Below are 20,245 nucleotides of genomic sequence, written 5' to 3' on the forward strand. Positions count from 1 at the left end.
ACGACCACGCTATCTGCATTGGCAATCGCTTCTCCATTCAGCCATTTACTCACTGCTTTAGTCTTAAAGTAAACGCCTCATGGGCACGGCGATAGGCGCGGCCATTGGCGGTGCCCTGGGGGCGTGGGGCGGCGGTGAGATCGGCGGCGCGTTGGGCAAGGAGGTCTTCGGCACCCCGGAAAAAGAGAACAAGCCGGTGTCGCTGCTGGCTGCGCCACCGGCCCCTGTCCCTATGCCGGGTCCGGCCATTCCCACGCTGGGAGCAACGGCGCAGGTGTTTGAAAAAGAGCGTGTGCCGTTACGGGGCGGTGATGGGCAACTGGTGCTTGAAGAAAATTCAGGAAGATCAGAGCGCCCTGATGCAAGGGGGTATCCCTCGCAAACAGGCGTTTACGCTGGAGTTCACACGCTATGGCGACGATATGCAGAACGTCTGACGGCGATATCCTCGATACCGTTTGTTTCAACTACTACGGCCATCTGAAAGGCTCTGTGGAAGCCGTGCTGGATGCCAATCAGGGCCTGGCTGATGTGGTGCAGCCGTATCGGGCCGGGCTGGTCATCACCCTGCCGGATCTTCCCGCACCCTCGGGTGAAACCGTAATGCTCTGGGGCTGACCCCCTTCGTTACGCGTAACGAATCATCCCCTCTGTCCTGCCCCGCCAAGTGCGGGGCCTTCTTTTGGTGTTCCCCATGAAACCCACTTTTCGGATCGTTGCCGACGGCACCGATATCACGGCGCTGATCAATGATCGGTTGATCCAGCTGCGCACCACTGACAAGCCCGACATGGACTCAGACGAGTTTGAGCTGCGCATCGATGACCGCGACGGTGCAGTGGCGTTGCCGTCGAGGGGGGCTGATGTCGAGGTGTATCTGGGCTACGAAGGTCAGAAGCTGACCAAGATTGGTCTGTACACGATAGATGAAGTCGAGATATCAGGCCCGCCCGACACGATGGTCATCAAGGGTAAGGCCAGCAGCATGCGCGGCAGTGGCAAGACCACGCGCAGCGGTAGCTGGGAGGGCGAACCTCTCTCCAAGATAGTGAGCGACATTGCCGCACGCAATGGGTGGACGCCTGTGTGCAATGTTGCGACGAAGGTTCCCCGCGCTGATCAGCTTAACGAGTCGGATTACAACTTCATCACGCGCCTGGCAAAAAAGCACGACTGCACTGCCAAGGTCGCCGATGGCAAGCTGCTCGTTATGCCCCGACAAGAGGGGCTGAGCGCTTCCGGGAAACAATTCAGCACGCTGACCATCACGCGCCAGGATGTCAGTCGATGGCAGTTCAGGCTGGGTGATCGTTCGACACACAAGGCCGTCTCGACCAAGCATCAGGACAAGAAGACCGGGAAGCTCCAGATCGTGACGCTCAACAACGATGCTTCCCCGGACGGCCTCCCGCCTGTCCACACCGACCGGCATATCTATCCCAACAAAACTGCTGCTGAGCAGGCAGCGAAAGCCCGCCTCGCTGCCTTCAATCGCAGCACGGCAGGTATCCGTCTGGAAATGGTCGGGCGCACTGATTTGTTTGCAGAGCGCATGATCAGTGTGCAGGGCTTCAAGGAAGGTCTTGATGGTGAGTACCTGGCCGATTCGGTTGAACAGGTGTTTACCCAGTCCGGCTGGTCCACCACCGCTGAGTGCAATGGCGGGAACAAGGGCAAGGCAAAAGCCAAAGGCAAAAAGAAAGAGAAGAAACCGGTCAAGGTCGTACGGCTTTAACTGGTCAGGTCAGCACCATTTCATCAGGAGATAAACGCATGTCGATAACAACGCAGCAGTTGCTGCAGATTCTCCCCAACGCCAGCTCCCGAGCTGGCGTTTTTGTTCCTGTCCTCAACACGGCGATGAGCAAGTACCAGATTGTCACGAGGCTGCGCATTGCCGCATTCATCGCGCAGATCGGGCACGAGTCCGGCCAGCTTAGTTATGTGCGGGAATTGGGCAGCGATGCATACCTCGACAAGTACGACACCGGGCGGCTTGCCGAGCGCCTCGGTAACACGCCCGAGGATGATGATGACGGCCAGTTGTATCGGGGCAGGGGGCTCATTCAGATTACGGGACGGGCGAACTACGCGGCCTGCGGTGAGGCATTGGGCTTGGATCTGCTCAAGCACCCTGAACTCCTCGAGCGTCCGGAGCACGCCGCGATGTCGGCAGGCTGGTTCTGGCACAGGGCGGGGCTCAATACTTTTGCGGACAAAAGCGACTTCCTGACCATCACCAAACGCATCAATGGCGGCACAAATGGCCTAGCCGACCGGCAAGCGCTTTATGAGCGCGCCTTGAAGACACTTCCGTGAACGAGCTGTTGGCCAGCCAAGCCTGAGCGCAAAGAATTACTGCAGCAGATTGAAAAAGAGCGACCAGTCGTGATGCGTCAACACCACGCCTGGTCACCGTTCCCGCAGATTGCCCCTGCAAGTCCAGCCAAGGCTCTCGCTTCGTGCACAAAGCGCAGCGAGCCTAGCACCTGTTCATATATACAGTAAAGGTCTTGCTTTCTATGTCCACACCCATCATCCCTTGGATGGGCGGCAAACGCCGCCTGGCCGACCGTCTAATCCCGCTGTTCCCACCCCACGAGTGCTATGTCGAAGTGTTCGCTGGCGGTGCGGCCCTCTACTTCATGCGCCCCCAGGCCGCCCCCGTTGAGGTCCTGAACGACATCAACGGCGATCTGGTGACGCTGTATCGCGTCGTCCAAAACCACCTTGAAGAATTCGTCCGCCAATTCAAATGGGCACTCAGCTCGCGCCAGGTATTTGAGTGGCAGAAGATGACACGCCCAGAAACCCTCACCGATATCCAGCGCGCCGCCCGTTTCTTCTATCTGCAGCATCACGCCTTCGCAGGCAAGGTCAGTGGGCAGACGTTCGGTACCGCGACGACCGGTCCGGCCATCAACCTGCTGCGGATCGAAGAGAACCTTTCTGCTGCCTGGCAGCGTTTGTCGGGCACCTACGTCGAGAACCTGCCGTGGCTTGAGTGCGCCGAGCGTTACGACCGGCCTCACACCTTCCATTACATGGACCCGCCTTACTGGCAGACGGCCGGGTACGGTATGGATTTTCCATTTGAGAATTACGAGCGAATGGCCGACTTTATGCGAAGGTGTAAGGGGAAGGTGATGGTTAGCATCAATGACCATCCGGACATTCGACGAGTGTTTGAGGGTTTCCATTTTGAGGTTGTGGACATTCGCTACAGCACGGCAAACCAGAGAAAGGGAAAGGCTGATGTCAGCGGTGAGCTGGTTATCATGAATTGGGAACCTGCCGAGCTTGGTGGTTTGTTCTGATGGCCGGCTGCTCGCCTGGGGAACACCCCTGACGATGACGGCCACTTGTATCTGGGCTGGGGGCTGATTCAGGTCACCGGTAAAACAAACTACGCGGATTGCGGCGAGGCGCTGGGCTTTGATCTAATCAATCATCCGGAGCTGCTGGAGCTGCCTGACGACGCCTCAATGTCGGTTGCACGGCCCGGGCGCCGCTCCAACCTCGCGGACAAGGGGACTTTCTGACTATTACCAAGCGCTTCAGCGGCGGCACAAATGGTCTGGCTGATCGTCACGCCCTCATAGAGTGTGCATTGAATGCGTGGGAGTGCAGTCGGCGTTCTGCTGATACTGCTGGCACCGGACGGTGCGCTGTTATGTATCCACACCCATAGAGTGATGGAGGCCTTCTTGGCTTGAAATAGGCATACAACTACCTCAAGTCACTACTCTATAGTCAACTCTGCTGCGGGAACTGATGCTGTAATTTGCTGTCACATCGGAGCTTTACGCCAATTAACGTGTAGCAAACGGCTACCAAGGAGAGGTAAAAGATGGCTTTCGACGCCTTTATTCAGATCGCAGACATCCCCGGCGAAGCTCTGGACGAGAAATACAGCAAATGGATTGAAATTATCGGTTATAACTTTGGCGTCAGCCAAAGCACCTCCGCAACCGCTAGTTCCGCGGGCGGCGCTTCATCTGGTCGCACGACTATGACCAACTTCACCTTCACCAAATACCTTGACAGCGCTAGTTGCAAGCTGATGGAAGCCAGCTGTGCAGGCCAGCACCTCAAGGAAGTGAAGCTGGTGCTCTGCCGCGCAGGCACTGACAAGCTCAAATACTACGAAGTGGTGCTTGAGGAAGTTATCATCGCCGACTACACACAGAGCGCAAGTTCAGGTATTCCCATAGAAATCGTGCAGCTCAACTACGGCCGCATCAAAACTACCTACACATTGCAGAAACGTGTTGATGGCACAGCAGGAGGTAACGTGGCCGGCGGTTGGGACCGGATCAATAATAAAAAGTATTCGTGAGGCACGACCATGGCTGAAGTACGAACTTTTGTCAATTCCAGAGCGCAGACCTTCGAATCTCTGAAAACCAACCTTGCGCTGCCAAAGAATACGAAGGCCAAGTTCGTCGCCCTCAACTCCCACATCTCGGGTGGCGTTGTCCTGCCTGGTGAACTGGTCATCGTCGGCGATGCTTCTACTCCGTTGTCTACTGCCCAAGAAGCTTTTCTAATGGTCAAGGCTGCTGAGGTGCATAGGGCACTGCTGGTTAATGGGGTGGAAGCTGATGATTTTTTTGTTGAGAATTTCGAGCTGCTCAAGCAGGCGATATCCTACACATCGATGGGGGTAGGCGCTGCAAGTGATGGTTGGGCCAAGCATATGGAGGTGATTAAAAAAACGCTTCAAGACATCGAAAAGCTTTACCGGGATCACATGGGGTCCGGCACGATGACCCAGCGAGACGCTTTCTACGCCAAGCGAACCGAGCTGTTCATGAAGCTTGATAAGCTGCTGAATAATTTCCTGTCCTATGGATCCGGACTGCGTAATGAAGGCTCCATTAAAAGAATGCTTGGGCTTTCAACCAATAGCTATATGCATGCCGGAGAAATTCCAGGGTATGCCGACAAGGTATCTGGCGTGGCGAAAGCTGCTAAATGGATCAAAAGAGGAGCTTACATCGGGACTGCTCTTGAGGTAGGTTCTACCGGACTAGCCATTCATAAAGCTTGTACTCTGGGTCGTGAAGAACAGTGTCGTAAGGCGAAATATGTTGAGGGTGGTTCGCTATTGGGTAGCGTTTTTGGAGCCGGTGCTGGTGGATATGTAGGCGGAGTACTCGCCACTACAGCTTGCGTCGCAATTGGTATTCCAACTGGTGGTATGGGCACGCTTGCATGCGGCGTGATTGGGGGGGCTGTAGGCGGCTGGGGGGGAGGGGAGTTTGGCGAGTCGAAAGGTGAAAAGTTTGGAGAGGTTCTTTACGGGAAAATGACAAATGACTAGCGCCCAAATAGATTTATTTTCTGGTTTTATATTAATGGCTATTGGGTTGGTATTGGTTGTTATAATGCTGATAGCTCATATATATGTTGAGGCTATAGAAAGTCGTCTCTCGAATTGCTCTTGCGTAGAGGATAATAAGCGTGTTTGGTCAAATGCTGGTTTGCTTGGTAAGGTCATGAGGGGAGGCATAATTTCTATGGTATTAATTATGCCAAAGATGCATGCGAAAAGAGGTTTGATAGACGTCCAAGAGTTAAGCAGGCTTCCGAAGCGCTATAGGTATCTTCTCATGATACCGTTCATTGCTTGCTGTGTTTTGCTTGTTTTTCTGATTGCGCTCAGTGCGGGTGAGAAATATATAGCTTAGGCTTGGTTAGAGAGGAGGGTGGTCGTTTTGACTTTTGCAGACTGTTCTGGGATTAAGTTTCGGCTGCTTTTCTTCTTTCGCTAATATTTTTTTGCTGATGATTTGGTGTACTCGCTGCCCTAGCAGATAGGTTTCGCGGGGCGTAATTTTAGTGGGTCTGTGATGTGATGGGTATGAGGCTTAAGCGTCTGTTGTTGCGTTTTTTTTGTATGCCATTTATTTTACGAGTCTGCTCATGTATGTGCTGTTTCAAGGCTCTGAATACGATTGGATGGAGCCTAGTTCTCTTGAGCCACTGCCGGATAATGTGCCTTTTACACCGATTCAGAGTGATTCGGACAATAGAGCGGGTTTACGAGGATTATTAGTCACTGTCGTTGTCATTGTGCAGTTTTTCATCGGCCTAGCGCTTTCTAGAAAAGAAGCAATAGCCACAGTATTTCTCCTTGGCATGACGTTGCTGTTTTTTATGTAAAGATTATTGATCGATCACGCAATTTTGCTCATTGGCGGCTCTATGCCTGGCTCTTGAGAACGTATTTCAATTGCTCCAGATTGCGCCTGGGAAAGCTCTATTGTGGAGGGCGGATCGGGTGGAGTAAGTTTTCTATCACGCGGAGCAGATTGCGGACTTGGCCTTTACGCTATATTTAGGGAGTATCAGTTTTTTTGTGTTCGGGCTGGTTAGGGCCTGCCGTCAGGCAGGCCCTTGTTTTACCAGCTCGGTCTGGTAAATCGGTCTCCGTACAGGATCGCAAATTGATTCATTGCCACTTTCCAGTCGTGTGCCGCATGACCCCAGTTGGCGGTGATGTTGCGCAACCCAAGCCATATCAGTTTCGTCGCAGCCTCATCGGTCGGGAAGTGCCCTCGAGTCTTGATGATCTTGCGTAACTGGGCATTGATGCTCTCGATGGCATTGGTCGTGTAAACCACTTTGCGAATGCCCGCCGGAAAAACAAAAAACGGTATAACCCGATCCCAGGCGCGACGCCATGCAGCAACTACAGTCGGATACTGCTTGCCCCAGGGGCCCGCTTCAAAGGCGTTAAGCTCTTGCTCAGCCACATCGGCATTGATCGCCTGGTAGATCGGCTTGAGTGCTTTGGCCAGTGCCCGACGTTTATCCCAAGCGGCATAGTCCAAGCTGTTGCGGATCAGATGCACGATGCAGGTTTGCAGCGTCGTGGCAGGAAAAACCGCCCCCAACGCCTCCGGTATTCCTTTGAGGCCATCCGTGACGGCGATCAGAACATCTTCAACGCCACGAGTCTTGAGGTCGTTGAACACCTTCATCCAAAACTTGGCACCCTCGGTGCTCTCGATCCATATACCCAGAATGTCGCGCGTGCCATCAGGTAATACCCCCAGCGCCAGATAAATAGCCTTGTTGCACACTAACCCCTCGTCCCGGATTTTGACCCGTAACGCATCGAAGAAGATCACCGGATACATCGGTTCCAAGGGTCGTTGCTGCCAAGCGCCCACCTCTTCCATGACCGCATCGGTGACTGAGCTGATGAAGTCATGGGACACGTCAGTTCCATACTGCTCAGATAGAAAAGCGCGGATCTCACGCACCGTCATGCCCCGGGCGTACATGGCAATTATCTTGTCGTCGAAGCCTGTAAAACGTCGTTCGTGCTTGGGAATCAGGATCGGGGCGAAGCTACCATCGCGGTCTCTGGGGATATCCAGGCGAAGCGGCCCGTCGTCGGTCAGAACCGTCTTGCTGCTTTTGCCATTGCGCTGATTGGTCGCCCCCTCAGGGCGCTCCGCGCCCTGAGGGTAACCAAGGTGGTGACCCAGCTCGGCGCCTAGCGCACGCTCGATCAGAGCCTTCTTGAACGCCATGGACGCGTCTTGAATGGCTTCGGCGCTCATCGGGCCTTTAACAAACTGCTCGATCAGCTCTTGGGGAATCGAGGGCAACTCCCTCGCTGTTGCATTGGCGGACTTCTTTTTGGTCGGCATACATGCACCTCTAGCTACATGTTATGCCCGAACACAAAATTTCTGACAGTCTCTATATTTACGCCAGACGAAAAGACCATGAAAATCAAGGTCTTTCTTTTATTCGGTGGTGCCCTTATTGGGTACCGCAATACAGTTGATTGCTGCACTAGCGTTGGTTCGTGCGTGCGCCAAGGTCAACCTCTGCATCCACAATCCGCTTGAGCAACTCCCAGCCCTGATACCCACCGTTCTACCGTGGGCCATCACTCAAAGAGCGCCTTACTGCAGCGAAAGCCTGATCATCTATCGATCTTGACTGTGCTGACACGCGAGTCCGAAAACCCTGGCTTTTGAGCAACGACCTCAAAAGTCAGGCTGCTGTAGTAAGCCCCGCCGTTCAGAGTCGTCTCGTCAGCAAACGACCACGATTCCCCAGTGATCCCGGTGACAGTCTTGACGACACTGCTCCCCGATTTAACGACTACTTGATACGTCGAATCGCTCACCTGACTCACGTCGTCGCCATTGAACACCACAGCAGGCACGGCGCCGTCGCGCTTCCTCCAGGTCAACGTCGCAACACCAGAAATCTGCCCACCCTCGACGCCATTCACACGCACACGCCCAGGCATCCACGGGGCCAGGTTGGCACCGGCAACGCTGTACGAATGCACGACAGCATCATCAACATCGAGCACTCCCGTCTGCGTTCTGGGAAGCATCCTTATCGACACAGACTCACTCCGACCGGACTGCCAGTCGGTAACCCCGAAACCTTCCGAAACCGCCCACGCACGGGCTCCTGCAGGGTGAGCCAGCGGCTTAGTTCCGAACAGCCCACGGTTGATCAGGCCCAAAGTCACTGTGGTCGAGTTGCCTGCCACCGCATTCTGATACGAGACCCATTCCTTGCCTAAAGCACTGACGAGCAGCATCAAACCAAGCCCCTGACGAACCTCTTCCTGCGTGATGGAAGACAGCTCCGCAGATGGCCCAGAAAGCACCAGGTTCGCATCTGTTCACCCGGTGCTCATCGCTGCCACAGTTGAGAAAAGAGGCGTGAAAGGCATCGCTCCAGCGTCGACGTAATCACTATCAACACCACCCTTAACCTGGAACTGGTAGTCAAGCGCAACACCAGGATTTTCCGCAACAATCAGGACGCTTCCAGTGGTCTGGTTTGTCGTCAAAATTGTCGGAGCATCGATAATGTCGTAGCGCGTGATGTCTGTTGCGTCGAAAGTCGGCTTAGTCCACTGGCGTTCGGAGCCATCTGCATACACGCTCAGGAAGACACCAAAAACGTCTTGGATGAGACTCAGCCGCACAGACCCATCTTGCGGTGCGCCCAGGTCGACAGCAGTGACGCGCATGATCATGTTCTCGATACCCAGATCTGGCCAGGTCAGCCTGACTACATCCCCAACCTCAGAGTGAGCCGGTGCTCTTGTACATTCGGCTATACAAAAAGCCCGCGAACTGGGGCCGGACGTCAGATCTGGTTGTCGAGAAGTTTGATGAGCCTTGTTTCGATGATTAAACGAATTGATGCGATGTTGAAATTATGGGCTGAAGACCTACATTCGCCTTCGCATGATGGAACCACTTCGGGTGGGAACATGATCGCCATGTTGATGGAGTACAAGGGCGAGCTGATACGCGGCACGCGGGGCAGCCGAGTGCTGCTGGATGAGTCTGCCGACATCGAGCTGATCGTCAACAAGCACCTGGCACCCGAGCTTGCGTTGGTCGTGCGTGAGCATTACTGCAACAGCGACAGTTTCCTGCATCAAAAAATAACCCACTGCGGTTGCAGTCGGCAGACCTACTACGACCGGCTGCATCAAGCACACCTGAGCATTCAAGGGCTGCTATGGGGTAAGGCTGCTTGAGGGCTCTCGCCATTTCCCGCTTGTCCTACCTCGTCCCACTGCCTATCTACATGGTGGGACGGGTTACAGCCCTGTCTGCGTTGCTCCGTCCCACTGTCCCACTTTTAACCAGCATTCTCACATGTAGCGTAGCGGGCACTATCACGCGCTACGCGCGCGTCAGCGTGCGTTTAAATATTCTCTCTTTACACGGAGAAATAACAATAAAGGTAGGACAGTGGGACAACGCTTTGTTTTCGGGGCGTTCAAGCGTCCCACATGTCTTTGGGCTAGTGGGACAGTGGGACATGTACAAAAAAGCGAATGGCCGATTGAGGGTATTCGTCTACATTGCCGGGGCGTTGATGCTGTGTTGCCTACATATTCGTCGGTGGCATTAATACTGGCTTGCTGCCACCGGAATCCACCTGTAAAAAGTAGTCATCTTCGATAGGTGCGACCGCATAGCGGCTCACGCACTAACAATCAAACCCGGCCAATGCGCCGGGTTTTTTGTTTTTCAGCTCACCCCTAAGGGGGGTAACCGGATGCGCACCATGCCCGACAAACCAGATACGTGGGCCAGGATCGTGGCGGCCATTTCAAATCCACTGTGGCAGGGCATGATCATGGCCATCGTCGTTTCTCTATTGCGCATCCTCTACGACGCCAAAGAAACCAGTAAGCGCCGGATCTTATTCGAAGCGCTGATCTGCGGGTCGTTGAGTCTGGTCGCGTCCAGCCTGATTGAGTGGATGACTTGGCCGCCGAGCTTATCGGTAGCTGCAGGTGGAACGATTGGCTTTCTTGGCGTTACGGCCATTCGCGAATTGGTGGCCCGTTTCATAGGCCGGAAGGTGGATTCCCTATGAAGGCTATCGCCGCTGCAATCATCATCGCGCTGGTGGGTGTACTGCTCGTCGGCATTCAGCAGTACCGGGTCGTCGCGTTGCGCGGCGAGGTGGAAGTGGAAGCAACGGCCAAGAAGAAAGCACTCGACGCCAATCTCGAAAGCGAGGCCACCATCACCACGTTGCGCGCCGAGGCCCAACGTAACGCTGCCTATCTGAAGGACTTGAATCAACGGATCAAGGCCAGCGAAAACAAAGCCAAACAGGCGAGGAAAGAATTTGAAGACCTCAAGCGCAACAGCAAGCCCGTTCGTGATTGGGCTTCTCAGCCTTTGCCTGACGGCCTGCGCGGCAAAGCCGGTGGTGGTCACAAAAACGTCAGCGGTTCGAATCGAACCCCCTGAGCTGATTCCTTGTGAACGCATCAACGCCGATGAGACTGACCTTCGTTCGAACGGCGACGTCTGGGAGCTGAAGGATCAGGCCATCAAGCTGCTCGACACCTGTGCCGATCAGGTCGACGCCCAGATCCTGCGCAGCCAGAGCAAGTAGGTCGTGGACCTACCCACGGCCACCCGCACCCTGGCTCGTGATCTCGGCGTTTCGGGTCGAATGGCCTGTTTTGGTGCGCTCCGAGAGAGGGGGGACCCTGGGGGTATTCGGGGCATACGGGGCTGCGGACTCGCGGAAGTCTGTTAGCGGACAGTTTTCCCACGTTGGTTGACAGTGGTTGACAGTTGACAGCGCTTTAGTTGACAGAGGTTTACATGACATTTCTCTCACGTACTGCTTATGCAAAAAGCAAAGGCTGGTCTCGACAGTACGTGGGCAAGCTTGCTCAAAACGGAAGACTGATTGAGACCGCTGATGGGTTAGTTGATGTCGATGCCACCGAACAGTTTTTGGGTATTACCAGCGACCCTTCAAGGCGGCCAGCGAGTACGTCTGCTCAACCCAGTCCTATTTCGCATGTTATCGAACCGGTTAACCCGCCAGAGTCGCCGTCAATGGTTGTTGGCTACCAGCAATCAAAAGCACGTTTGGCATTGGCCCAAGCGAGGCTCGCTGAAACCACTCTTCTTGAAGCGAACAAGTCTCTCGTTGAAGTAGCGGTAGTAGACGCTGCTGCTTTTGCAGCCGGTCGTATGCTCCGTGACCTGATTTTGTCTTTGCCCACTCAGATTGCTCCCGAACTGTCTGGAATGTCAGACCCTTGGGAGATTGAAAAATACCTAGTTGCTTCGTTGCGACGTGTTCTTGATGACGCGGCGTCGATGACATCAAAGGCAAGGCCAGCAGCATGCGTGGAAGCGGTAAGACCACCCGCAGCGGTAGCTGGGAGGATGTGCCGTTGTCCAAGATTGTCAGCGACATTGCCGCACGCAATGGCTGGGCCTCAGCCTGCAACGTAGCGACAAAGGTCCCACGGGCTGACCAGCTCAACGAGTCGGATTACCACTTCATCACACGGCTGGCAAAAAAGTACGACTGCACGGCCAAGGTCGCCGACGGCAAGTTGCTCGTCATGCCCAGGCAAGAGGGAGTCAGCGCATCCGGGAAAGCGTTTGGCGTTCTGGCCATCACGCGCCAAGACGTCAGCCGATGGCAGTTCAGACTGGGTGATCGTTCGACACACAAAGCCGTGTCGACGAAGCATCAGGACAAGAAGACCGGGAAGCTCCAGATCGTGACCCTCAACAACGAAACGGCCCCGGACGGTCTCCCGCCTGTTCATACCGACCGGCATATCTACCCCAACAAAACCGCAGCGGAGCAGGCCGCGAAAGCGCGTCTTGCTGCTTTCAACCGCAGCACTGCAGGCATCCGTCTTGAAATGGTCGGGCGTACTGACCTGTTCGCGGAGCGCATGATCAGCGTGCAGGGGTTCAAGGAGGGGCTTGATGGCGAGTACCTGACGGATTCGGTCGAACAGGTATTTACCCAAGCTGGCTGGTCCACCACGGCCGAGTGCAATGGTGGCAACAAGGGCAAGGCAAAAGCCAAAGGCAAAAAGAAAGAGAAAAAGCCAGTCAAGGTCGTGCAGCTCTGACCATAACCTCCATCACAAATCACCTCTATTCAGGAGATGTCTGAATGTCGATTACTGTGCAGCAGTTGCTGCAGATCCTCCCCAACGCCAGCTCCCGAGCTGGCGTTTTTGTTCCTGTCTTAAACGTTGCGATGAGCAAATATGCCATCGTTACGAAGCTTCGTATCGCGGCCTTCCTGGCGCAGGTGGGCCATGAGTCTGGCCAACTTCGCTACGTACGCGAGTTGGGCAGTGATGCGTACCTCGAAAAATACGACACCGGACGGCTCGCCGAACGCCTGGGCAACACGTCAGAAGACGATGGCGACGGTCAGTTGTATCGGGGTAGGGGGCTTATTCAGATCACGGGTAGGGATAACTACGCCGCGTGCGCAGAGGCCCTGGGCCTGGATCTGCTCGAGCATCCTGAACTCCTCGAGCTTCCGGAGCATGCCGCCATGTCAGCTGCTTGGTTCTGGCACCGTGCTGGGCTCAATACCTTCGCAGATAAAAGCGACTTCCTGACAATTACCAAACGGATCAATGGTGGCACAAATGGCCTTGCCGACCGTCAGGCGCTTTACGAGCGGGCCCTGAAGGTACTGGTCTGATTGAGCTGAAGAGATAACGCAACAGATTGAAAAAGAGCGACCAGTCGAGATGCGTCAACATCTCGGCCGGTCACCGTTCCCGCAGATTACCCCTGCAAGTCCAGCCAAGGCTCCCGCTTCGTGCACAAAGCGGAGCGAGCCTAGCACCTGTTTATATATACAGTAAAGGTCTTGCTTTCTATGTCCACACCCATCATCCCTTGGATGGGCGGCAAACGCCGCCTGGCCGACCGTCTCATCCCGCTTTTCCCACCCCACGAATGCTACGTCGAAGTGTTCGCTGGGGGTGCGGCACTCTACTTCATGCGTCCCCAGGCAGCTCCCGTTGAGGTCTTGAATGACATTAACGGAGACCTGGTGAACCTGTATCGCGTCGTCCAAAACCACCTTGAAGAATTCGTCCGCCAGTTCAAATGGGCACTCAGCTCGCGCCAGGTATTTGAGTGGCAAAAGATGACCCGTCCCGAAACCCTTACCGACATCCAGCGCGCCGCCCGGTTCTTCTACTTGCAGCATCACGCCTTTGCAGGGAAGGTCAGCGGGCAGACTTTCGGGACTGCAACGACGGGTCCAGCAATCAATCTGCTGCGGATCGAGGAAAACCTTTCCGCAGCCTGGCAGCGTTTGTCAGGTACGTACGTGGAAAACCTTCCGTGGCTTGAGTGCGCCGAGCGCTACGACCGGCCTCAAACGTTTCATTACATGGACCCGCCTTACTGGCAAACGGCAGGGTACGGTGTTGACTATCCTTTCGAGAATTATGAGCGGATGGCTGATTTCATGCGGACGTGCAAAGGGAAAGTGATGGTCAGCATCAACGATCACCCTGACATACGCAGAGTATTCGAAGAATTTCATTTTGAAACGGTTGACATTAGGTACACCTCCTCAAACCAGCGGCGGGGACGGACCGATGTGGTAGGCGAACTAGTTATCATGAATTGGGAGCCGAAAGCTTTAGGTGGTTTGTTCTGACCAACGGTGTAGAAGTGGGTATCAGGTATTACTTGGCCATTACAGTTTAAGGCGTAGTTGTGATCGGCAGGAAGCCGTAGGCTGAGTTCTAGGCTCATACCAAGCTGTACCACTGTGCGAGTTTTTGGGATTTGAGTGTGTTCGCGAAACTGTTAAGCCAATGTTTTTATTGATTTTTATACTCTATGCAATACTGGTAACCCCTCAAGCAGTGGTGGAGTTGTTGTCGCTTCACATTCGTCAGCTAGGCGAATTCATGGGTGATCTTTTCATGGCTTCGCAGCCGGTCGCTGCGGAGAGGCTAACGTGGGGTACTGGATCAGTTCAATACGCTTTAGGGAAAGAGGACGCTAAAGAAGGGAAGCGTGTCACTCATCCAGATTTTGCTATGCGTCGGCAAATGATGAGCCAGAGCTACCAAAAGGCTCGTTCAGCTCCGGACGCTCAAATGCTACTAAAAAGAAAATATGACCAAAATCTATAGGTAGTGCCATTTACTTTTTGTCTCTGTAAGTAATATGCTTTCCGAAATATTGAATGTCAAAAAAACCTTTGATGTTCTCGGGCTGCTGCGCTTTAGGTGCGAGCTCTGTAGCTTCTTGTTTTATGGCTTGGTATTTGGAAATGTTTTAGGCTGATTGCAGTTTAATAGTTGCTTTTAAGAAAACTAATGTGAGGCGGTAATGTGATGGCGATATTTCTCGCGCTTCTTGTGGGGGTGGGGTTGTTGATGCAGTTGCATGAAAATGAAAAAGAGTCAAAGGGGGAACCCCTTGGCGTGGGTTTTTATGTGCTGAAGTTTTTTCTTGTAGTTGTTGGTGTTGGGCTGCTTGTGATGATATATGTTGCGCGAAAAAGTTAAAAAATTATTATAGGGAGTGTTGATATGGCATCAGAACAAAACGTTAATATTACTGTTGATCCTTTCATGTTCGGCAAGGGCGTTGATGACGCTCAGGCGGTATATGATGCCCTTGAGTCAACATATAAAAGTACTTCCGAAAACATCGCGTCTATGACTGATGTGCAAACGTTAGCTTTAGCCGCGACAGGGACTAAAGCTGTGGTTTCACTTCTTACAAAGCATCCGATTTTGGGTGTGCCCGCAACTCTTGGGCAAGCGTCCACCGCTGTGGCGGTGCTTGGCGAGGCTGCTGAGTCAGGAAATATTCAGCCAAGTCAAATTTTAGGGTTGGCATCTGGCATAATAGGAATTGCATCAAGTTTTGCTGTTATGGCAACTCTAGGTACTGGAGTTGTTCTTGCAGGTATAGGCGGGGCTACGTTTGGTCCGTTGGCGCTAGGTCTGGGGTTGTCCCTAGCGGCAATTGGTAAAGCCTTGGACTACTTTCAGGATGATATTTCTAAGGCCTTAGGCGATGCGTATGATCAAGTAGTAAAGCAAGTATCAGATGCTGGAGAGTTTTTAAGTAAAATTGCTGAGGATCTTGGAAGTAAGTTTCAAGGCTTTTACCAGGGGCTGCAAGAAAAGTTTGATGGTGCCTCAGATACATCTTCGCCTTTAATCTTGGATCTGAACGGAGATGGAGTAAGCACTACTTCAGTATCTTCAGGTGCTCATTTCGACCATAACGCAGATAATCGTGCCGAAGCGACAGGATGGATTGCCGGAGCTGATGGTCTATTGGTTTGGGATAGGAATGAAAATGGAGTAATCGATAATGGTAAAGAGCTTTTCGGTGACCAAATGGTTTTGGTCGGCGGGGCCAGAGCTTCAAATGGATTTGAGGCCTTAAAAGAATTAGACTCAAATGGCGATGGGGTTTTCAGTTCAAGTGACAGTTTGTTTAGTAAGGTTGGTGTCTGGATAGACTCAAATTCTAACGGTATTTCTGAGGCTTCTGAAATCCACAAATTGTATGATGTAGGTGTTGCGAGTATAAATGTTGATTATAAGGTTTCTTCTAATTTAGATGCTGGTGGTAATGATCATAGGCAACTGGGTAGTTATACTAAGGTTGACGGTTCGGTTTTGGCTATAGATGATGTTTGGTTTGCTACTAATTTTGTGGATTCGGTAGAGAAAGATCCCGTTATTATTAATGAGTACATAGCAGGGCTTCCGAACGTTAAAGGCCTTGGTTTTGCGCATGACTTGCATCAAGCTATGGCGCTGGATTCTAGTGGTGGTCTTGCGCTATTAGTCGATAAGTTTTACAGTGATTCTACTACCTCTGGCAGTATGTCGGTTGTTGATGATATTGTTTTTTCATGGACAGGAAGTGCAAACATAGATCCTGGCAGTCGTGGAGGTTTTTTTGATGCTAGAAAATTAAGCTCTATAGAGTTTTTTCTAGGTGAAAAATTCTTTCAAAAGTATGGAGATAACGCTTCAACAAATAATCCTGCTTTGAACTCAGCTGTTGTGCTAGAGGAGATGTACTCTTCGTTAAAGAGTTATGTTGCGGATGCGCTAATACTTCAGAAAAAAGATTACTTGAAAATAATTTCTGATGTTTCGGTGGGCTTTGGCGTTGATGGTGCCGCGTTTAATGTAGACTCAGCAGTATCGGAGGTACAAAAAATATATGAGAAAAATCCAGATGAAGCGTATGACTTTTTAACTGTACTCTATCATGCGCTTGGAGCGTCTGGCAGATCAGGAGAGTTACTTGTGGATGGTTTCAGGTCTGCAGGAAGTCGTGATGGTAATGGCTTTGACTTTCTCGTTGCAACAGCTGATCAATGGGTTTTTGGTAGCGCAAAGAGCGAGCTTATTTCAAGTGGCAATAAAGATGTAGTTTTTGATGGTGGTGGTGGTGGTGGTGGTGGTGGTGGTGGTGGTGGTGATACAGTTAAAGGCGATGGTGGAAATGATGTATTTATTTATAATGGTGGTTATGGTTATTTAGAGATTGACAACTCTTATTTGGTGGGTAATGTTCCGATACTTAAGTTTGGCCCCGGTATCACGGGTGCGTCATTGACGGTTACAACCACTCCATCCGGCAATAGTCTAATAATCACCGACGGCATCGAAGGGGATCAGATCGTATTGGACTATAGCCTTCTTAACTCTAACTATGGTGTAAAAAAGGTCCAGTTCTCTGACGGCAGCTCTTTGGCATTTGAGGATCTGGTCGAGATGAAGGATCAGTTACTGGAGCTCAAGAATTCGACCGGGACCCTTGGGAATGACACGCTGAACGGATCGGCTCGCGCTCAGACCTTTGACGGCAAGGGCGGCCAGGATGTGATCCACGGTGGCGGTGGCAATGACACCTTTATCTACAATGCTGGTTATGGCTACCTGGAGATAGATAACGCATATGCCGCCGGGGAGGTACCTATTCTGAAGTTCGGCACCGGTATCACGGCGGCGTCATTGACGGTTACAACCACCCCATCCGGAAATAGTCTGATAATCACCGACGGCATCGAAGGGGATCAGATTGTGTTGGACTATAGCCTTCTTAACTCTAACTATGGAGTAAAAAAGGTCCAGTTCTCTGACGGCAGCTCCTTGGCGTTTGAGGACCTTGTCACGATGAAGGATCAGTTGCTGGAGATCAAGAATTCGACCGGGACCTTTGGGAATGACACGCTGAACGGATCGGCTCGCGCTCAGACCTTTGACGGCAAGGGCGGCCAGGATGTGATCCACGGTGGCGGTGGCAATGACACCTTTATCTACAATGCTGGTTATGGCTACCTGGAGATAGATAACGCATATGCCGCCGGGGAGGTACCTATTCTGAAGTTCGGCACCGGTATCACGGCGGCGTCATTGACGGTTACAACCACCCCATCCGGCAATAGTCTGATAATCACCGACGGCATAGAAGGGGATCAGGTCGTGCTGGACTATAGCCTTCTTAACTCTAACTATGGAGTAAAAAAGGTCCAGTTCTCTGACGGCAGCTCCTTGGCGTTTGAGGACCTTGTCACGATGAAGGATCAGTTACTGGAGCTCAAGAATTCGACCGGGACCCTTGGGAATGACACGCTGAACGGATCCGCTCGCGCCCAGACCTTTGATGGCAAGGGCGGCCAGGATGTGATCCACGGTGGCGGTGGCAATGACACCTTTATCTACAAGGCTGGTTATGGCTACCTAGAGATAGATAACGCATATGCCGCCGGTGAGGTACCTATTCTGAAGTTCGGCATCGGTATCACGGCGGCGTCATTGACGGTTACAACCACTCCATCCGGCAATAGTCTAATAATCACCGACGGCATAGAAGGGGATCAGGTCGTGCTGGACTATAGTCTTCTTTACCCTAACTATGGTGTTAAGAAAGCTGAGTTCTCTGACGGCAGCTCCTTGGCGTTTGAGGACCTTGTCACGATGAAGGATCAGCTGCTGGAAATCAAGAATTCGACCGGGACCCTTGGGAATGACACGCTGAACGGATCGGCCCGCGCCCAGACCTTTGATGGCAAGGGCGGCCAGGATGTGATCCACGGTGGCGGTGGCAATGACACCTTTATCTTCAATGCCGGTTATGGCTACCTTGAGATAGATAACGCATATTCCGCCGGCGAGGCACCTATTCTGAAGTTCGGCGTCGGTATCACCGCGGCGTCATTGACGGTTACAACCACCCCATCCGGTAACAGTCTGATAATCACCGACGGCATCGAAGGAGATCAGGTCGTGCTGGACTACAGTCTTCTTTATCCTAACAATGGTGTTAAGCAGATTCAGTTTTCAGACGGTAGTAATATGACAGATTCTCAGCTGATAGATTTGATTGGGATTAATTCCCATGAGAATGTTGTAGATCACGTAAGTTAATATATGCTGCAGCCTAGTTTCAGCGAAGGTGCTAAGGAGCTAGGCTGCACAATATAGTCAGTTAGGTTAAGTTTGAAAAGCGCATCAGTAAATTGGTCGAGCTTTGCTTGACGTTTATGGTCAGAGGAAAAGTGAATATGCTGATTTCATCTCTGCCAACTGATGCCATGGTTCCTACTTGGAGGGATTCCATTCTCAGGACAAATGAGGTGTAGCGCTTTTAACTGCGTGAATCGCGTTATAGTTAAGCCAAATTTACGCAAGATTAAAAAGACTTTTAAAATAAAAGTCTTTCTTCAATTTTTTGGTTCGCCGGGGGAACGTCGCCGCGAGGTTTATTGCTGTGCTAGTGCTGTTTTACGCGTACGCCAAGGTCAACTTCTGCGTTCACAATCTTTTTGAGCCACCCCCAGCCCTGGTAGGGGTCACCTCGTCCTCGCAGGTGCGTGTACCGGCGTAGCGAATTCCAGTCACGATGGCCTGAGACGCTCGATACCCTAGGGATGTCCCAGTCCATCTCGAAAAGTCTGCTTATTCCGTCATGTCGCATGTCATGAAAGCGCAGATCTTTCAGCTCTAGATACTTACAAGCTCGTGTGAATGCGGCAGAGATCGAATCTGAGTTATAGGGAAAAATCTCTGAGCACCCTTTAGGCATACTCTGCAGGATCGCCCAAGCTTCGTCAGGAAGGTGGCACCAGACGTCGTTGCCGATCTTCTGTCCAGGATTTTTCATGTCTCTGACCAGCACAGCCTGGCGTTTTTCGTCCAGATCGTTCCAGCGAATACGAGTAATTTCTTCCTGCCTTCGCGTGGAAAATATCGCGAACCCCAATACTTTAGGCATATTGATAGAGGACGGCTTACGTATTTGCATCTCAAAAAAGTGGGTAAAAAGGGCATCGAGCTCGTCTTTCGTGGGTCTCCGAGTACGCTCCTTGCTTTTGCTGACCATGCCTAGCTTACGCAGGACGATCCGCGCATCCGACATTGCGTGAGGGGCGACTTCATACCCCCATGCTGGCTTTGCTATAGACAACACCGCTCCCAGATGCGACAGATCATTGCCTATGGTTTGCGCCTGGACTCCGCCGCCTTCCTTGGCCATTCTCCACTGCGCATACTCAACCAGCTTCTGACTGGTCAATGCTGAATCGGCTACCTCTCCCAGCCAGCTCTCGCTTATGGCCGTAAGCGTTGCCCGCTTGGTCTTACCCAGCGGGCGAACCTTCTCGTACTCATCAAGGTATCGGTCGATCATCTGCTTGATGCTGACGGTTTTGCGGTTTATGCGCTCGATCGCACCGGGTGCTGTTAGCTCTGCTTCACGTTTCTTGATCCAGGCTTGGGCAACCTGCTTACGGTCGAAGGTTTGGGTTTCCTGATAAACTGGCAAACCGACCCTATTGATCCGAATCTGAGCAGTGAAGCCAGTGGTTTTGTCTTTGCGTTTCCGTGTTGTGATCGTGCCCATTTCATTTGCTACATTTCATAATC

19 protein-coding genes and 4 pseudogenes are annotated in these 20,245 nt (G+C 52.4%); 19 read left to right on the forward strand and 4 right to left on the reverse strand.

The features are described from left to right. Positions 1 to 299: 299 nt before the first annotated feature. From FFH21_RS09920 to FFH21_RS09965, 9 genes and pseudogenes are all read left to right on the forward strand, one after another. Positions 300 to 437: pseudogene (locus FFH21_RS09920) on the forward strand (phage tail protein); the annotation flags it as partial. After that, positions 412 to 618 (forward strand): tail protein X, encoded by a 207-nt coding sequence (locus FFH21_RS09925; protein WP_011168262.1) that lies wholly within the window; start codon positions 412 to 414, stop codon positions 616 to 618. The pseudogene FFH21_RS09920 and the gene FFH21_RS09925, both read left to right, overlap by 26 nt. A gap of 76 nt (positions 619 to 694) precedes the next feature. Continuing rightward, positions 695 to 1,735 carry a phage late control D family protein gene (locus FFH21_RS09930; RefSeq protein WP_011168263.1) on the forward strand — a complete coding sequence of 347 codons (1,041 nt, stop codon included), beginning with the start codon at positions 695 to 697 and terminating at the stop codon, positions 1,733 to 1,735. A gap of 38 nt (positions 1,736 to 1,773) precedes the next feature. After that, positions 1,774 to 2,319 carry a glycoside hydrolase family 19 protein gene (locus FFH21_RS09935; protein ID WP_011168264.1) on the forward strand — a complete coding sequence of 182 codons (546 nt, stop codon included), beginning with the start codon at positions 1,774 to 1,776 and terminating at the stop codon, positions 2,317 to 2,319. 203 nt (positions 2,320 to 2,522) lie between these two features. Then, complete coding sequence (locus FFH21_RS09940; RefSeq protein WP_011168265.1) at positions 2,523 to 3,317, forward strand: DNA adenine methylase; 795 nt, start codon at positions 2,523 to 2,525, stop codon at positions 3,315 to 3,317. 6 nt (positions 3,318 to 3,323) lie between these two features. Further along, positions 3,324 to 3,691: pseudogene (locus tag FFH21_RS09945) on the forward strand (glycoside hydrolase family 19 protein); the annotation flags it as partial. A 159-nt stretch (positions 3,692 to 3,850) separates the two neighbouring features. Continuing rightward, positions 3,851 to 4,339 (forward strand): type VI secretion system tube protein Hcp, encoded by a 489-nt coding sequence (locus FFH21_RS09950; protein WP_005739928.1) that lies wholly within the window; start codon positions 3,851 to 3,853, stop codon positions 4,337 to 4,339. A gap of 9 nt (positions 4,340 to 4,348) precedes the next feature. Continuing rightward, positions 4,349 to 5,326: a hypothetical protein gene (locus FFH21_RS09955; RefSeq protein ID WP_011168266.1), complete on the forward strand. Its 978-nt coding sequence runs from the start codon at positions 4,349 to 4,351 to the stop codon at positions 5,324 to 5,326. Between the two features lie 534 nt (positions 5,327 to 5,860). Then, positions 5,861 to 6,168 (forward strand): annotated as a pseudogene (locus FFH21_RS09965) (hypothetical protein). A gap of 239 nt (positions 6,169 to 6,407) precedes the next feature. On the opposite strand, the gene FFH21_RS09970 reads toward FFH21_RS09965, so the two are convergent. The 3 genes from FFH21_RS09970 to FFH21_RS09980 all read right to left on the reverse strand — a co-directional run bounded on the left by FFH21_RS09970 (position 6,408) and on the right by FFH21_RS09980 (position 9,028). Then, complete coding sequence (locus FFH21_RS09970; RefSeq protein ID WP_004663377.1) at positions 6,408 to 7,667, reverse strand: IS256-like element ISPsy17 family transposase; 1,260 nt, start codon at positions 7,665 to 7,667, stop codon at positions 6,408 to 6,410. A gap of 281 nt (positions 7,668 to 7,948) precedes the next feature. Beyond that, positions 7,949 to 8,584 carry a hypothetical protein gene (locus FFH21_RS09975; protein WP_041924498.1) on the reverse strand — a complete coding sequence of 212 codons (636 nt, stop codon included), beginning with the start codon at positions 8,582 to 8,584 and terminating at the stop codon, positions 7,949 to 7,951. 84 nt (positions 8,585 to 8,668) lie between these two features. Next, a complete protein-coding gene (locus FFH21_RS09980) occupies positions 8,669 to 9,028 on the reverse strand; it encodes a hypothetical protein (protein WP_041924499.1) in 360 nt (119 codons plus the stop codon). A gap of 153 nt (positions 9,029 to 9,181) precedes the next feature. Between FFH21_RS09980 and FFH21_RS09985 the strand changes: the two genes are divergently transcribed. The 10 genes and pseudogenes from FFH21_RS09985 (at position 9,182) to FFH21_RS29940 (ending at position 18,748) form a co-directional block, all read left to right on the forward strand. Then, positions 9,182 to 9,541, forward strand: a complete 360-nt coding sequence (locus FFH21_RS09985; protein WP_011168267.1) for a hypothetical protein — start codon at positions 9,182 to 9,184, stop codon at positions 9,539 to 9,541. Positions 9,542 to 10,068: 527 nt separating this feature from the next. After that, positions 10,069 to 10,392 (forward strand): phage holin, lambda family, encoded by a 324-nt coding sequence (locus FFH21_RS09990; RefSeq protein WP_003377395.1) that lies wholly within the window; start codon positions 10,069 to 10,071, stop codon positions 10,390 to 10,392. Beyond that, entirely contained in the window at positions 10,389 to 10,775 is a 387-nt protein-coding gene (locus tag FFH21_RS09995) for a hypothetical protein (RefSeq protein ID WP_004663049.1), read from the forward strand. Before FFH21_RS09990 ends, FFH21_RS09995 begins: the two co-directional genes overlap by 4 nt. Beyond that, a complete protein-coding gene (locus tag FFH21_RS30320) occupies positions 10,735 to 10,923 on the forward strand; it encodes a hypothetical protein (protein ID WP_230851398.1) in 189 nt (62 codons plus the stop codon). Before FFH21_RS09995 ends, FFH21_RS30320 begins: the two co-directional genes overlap by 41 nt. Before the next feature lie 727 nt (positions 10,924 to 11,650). Then, positions 11,651 to 12,421 (forward strand): annotated as a pseudogene (locus FFH21_RS10010) (phage late control D family protein); the annotation flags it as partial. A gap of 44 nt (positions 12,422 to 12,465) precedes the next feature. Next, entirely contained in the window at positions 12,466 to 13,011 is a 546-nt protein-coding gene (locus tag FFH21_RS10015) for a glycoside hydrolase family 19 protein (RefSeq protein ID WP_011168271.1), read from the forward strand. Positions 13,012 to 13,191: 180 nt separating this feature from the next. Further along, positions 13,192 to 13,986, forward strand: coding sequence for a DNA adenine methylase (locus FFH21_RS10020; RefSeq protein WP_011168272.1), 795 nt, complete (start codon positions 13,192 to 13,194; stop codon positions 13,984 to 13,986). Positions 13,987 to 14,146: 160 nt separating this feature from the next. Continuing rightward, positions 14,147 to 14,470: a hypothetical protein gene (locus tag FFH21_RS10025; protein WP_050772260.1), complete on the forward strand. Its 324-nt coding sequence runs from the start codon at positions 14,147 to 14,149 to the stop codon at positions 14,468 to 14,470. 204 nt (positions 14,471 to 14,674) lie between these two features. Further along, entirely contained in the window at positions 14,675 to 14,848 is a 174-nt protein-coding gene (locus FFH21_RS29935; RefSeq protein ID WP_155007597.1) for a hypothetical protein, read from the forward strand. Positions 14,849 to 14,872: 24 nt separating this feature from the next. Then, positions 14,873 to 18,748, forward strand: coding sequence for a calcium-binding protein (locus tag FFH21_RS29940; protein ID WP_168203951.1), 3,876 nt, complete (start codon positions 14,873 to 14,875; stop codon positions 18,746 to 18,748). A 346-nt stretch (positions 18,749 to 19,094) separates the two neighbouring features. Here the strand turns inward: FFH21_RS29940 and FFH21_RS10055 are convergent, their stop codons facing one another. Further along, complete coding sequence (locus FFH21_RS10055; protein WP_011168275.1) at positions 19,095 to 20,222, reverse strand: tyrosine-type recombinase/integrase; 1,128 nt, start codon at positions 20,220 to 20,222, stop codon at positions 19,095 to 19,097. Between the last annotated feature and the right edge of the window lie 23 nt (positions 20,223 to 20,245).

It is taken from the genome of Pseudomonas sp. KBS0707 (assembly GCF_005937945.2).
GTDB lineage: Bacteria > Pseudomonadota > Gammaproteobacteria > Pseudomonadales > Pseudomonadaceae > Aquipseudomonas > Aquipseudomonas amygdali.